The organism is Anaerococcus lactolyticus S7-1-13, assembly GCF_000758765.1.
GTDB lineage: Bacteria > Bacillota > Clostridia > Tissierellales > Peptoniphilaceae > Anaerococcus > Anaerococcus lactolyticus.
Map to the genome: position 1 here is coordinate 1 of NZ_JRMW01000042.1, position 1,882 is coordinate 1,882.

Genomic DNA, 1,882 nt, shown 5'->3' on the forward strand with positions numbered 1-1,882 from the left:
TGTGTAAATTAAATTGAACGCGCCGAACGGCACGTACGGTGGTGTGAAAGGGACTAGAAATTAGTCCCTATTCGATTATGACGGGCATGCCGTCAGTCTGTGGTGAAAGTCCACGTAGGGCGTAGTTGCCGACGAACCTCATAGCAACTTGCAAGGTTATCACCGTGAGGTGATGGCGAGAAGAAGCAATAGCAAAATCGTAACCTGACGTACAGAAACCTAATATAAAGGCTTACATAAAGGATGAGTGGGCCAAAAGTCACGAAGTCCAAAAGGCAAACGTAACTTATGTAAGTAGATTAGGCAGGTAGACGAGGAAAGACTGACGACTTATCCCGTGTGAGGTCTCACAGAGGGAAAACCTAGTAACAACGAACTGTGAGAAGTCAGCAGAAGCCATAGTAGTGAAGAAGTTTCTGTAATGGAAATGGAGCGAAGGGCTGAACAATTCTAAAAGTCAAAGTGACTTAATCAAACTAAGTATATAAGCCCGACGAGAAATATAGTAGCAAAGACGTAACGGAGTGAACATTTCACAGGAGCTAGGGCTAATATATACAAAAGAAAATTAGGAAAGTGAGACAATCTATGGGACAACTAATGAATCAAATATTATCCAGAGAAAATATGAAAATGGCATACAAAAAGGTAAAAGCCAATAAGGGTGCCGGAGGCATAGACGGTATAAGTATCGAAGATGTTAACAAATACCTCAAAGAAAACTGGATAGATATCAAAACGAAAATCCTGAAAAGGAAATATAAACCACAACCAGTACTCAGAGTAGAAATACCAAAACCAAACGGTGGAGTACGAAATCTTGGAATTCCAACAGTAGTAGACAGAATTATAGAACAAGCAATCGCCCAAGTTCTAACACCAATGTTCGAGCCACAGTTTAGTGAACATAGCTATGGATTTAGACCAGGTAGAAGAGCACAGCAAGCAATATTAGAGCTACTAGAATATCTAAATGATGGATACACATACATAGTGGATATTGACCTAGAAAAGTTCTTTGATAACGTACCACAGGACAAGCTTATGTACCTGGTAGGCAAAACGGTGAAAGACCCAGATGTAATATCTCTTGTAACTAAGTACCTAAGAGCAGGAGTTATGGTAAAAGGGAAATATGAAGAAACCACTATAGGAACTCCGCAAGGAGGTAACTTATCTCCTTTGCTTAGTAACATAATGCTCAATGAATTAGACAAAGAGTTAGAAGCACGAGGCTTGCACTTTGTTAGATATGCAGATGACTGTATAATAACCGTTGCAAGCAGTGCAGCTGCAAATAGAGTGATGCATACGGTCACATCGTGGATAGAGAGGAAGTTAAGCCTTAAGGTAAATGCTACTAAATCCAAAGTCACAAAACCAACAAGGCTCAAATACCTAGGATTTGGTTTTGTGAAAATGAATGGAAAATGGGAAGCCAGACCACATAAAGATTCAATAAACAGATTCAAGAGAAAGCTCAAGAAACTAACATATCGTTCGTGGTCAGTGTCTATGGACTACAGGATACTGAGACTAAATCAGGTGATAAGAGGATGGATAAACTATTTTAGGATAGGTAAGATGAAACAAAATATGACTAAAATAGACAAACATCTTCGTAATCGTATGAGGATAGTTATATGGAAGCAATGGAAAACTAGTAAGAAAAGGATGTGGGGACTAAGGAAGCTTGGTGTACCAGAATGGATGGCAAGACAATCTGTAGGATTTGCAGACCATTATCAGGCGGTAGCAAAAACAGCCGGACTTCGCAGGATAACAAAAGAAATACTCGAAAAGCGAGGACTCATTAGTTGTTTAGATTATTACATGAATTGAACCGCCGTATGCCGAACGGCACGTACGGTGGTGTGAGAGG

The 1,882-nt window shown here is 40.0% G+C and carries 1 protein-coding gene; it reads left to right on the forward strand.

Translation table 11 applies throughout. The features are described from left to right. Positions 1 to 600 precede the first annotated feature (600 nt). Entirely contained in the window at positions 601 to 1,842 is a 1,242-nt protein-coding gene (ltrA, locus tag HMPREF1630_RS08015) for a group II intron reverse transcriptase/maturase (protein WP_231549531.1), read from the forward strand. The last annotated feature ends 40 nt before the right edge of the window (positions 1,843 to 1,882 follow it).

Coding starts and splice junctions, on each gene's coding strand:
- ltrA (WP_231549531.1), top strand. CDS start 601: ATGAATCAAATATTATCCAGAGAAAATATGAAAATGGCATACAAAAAG.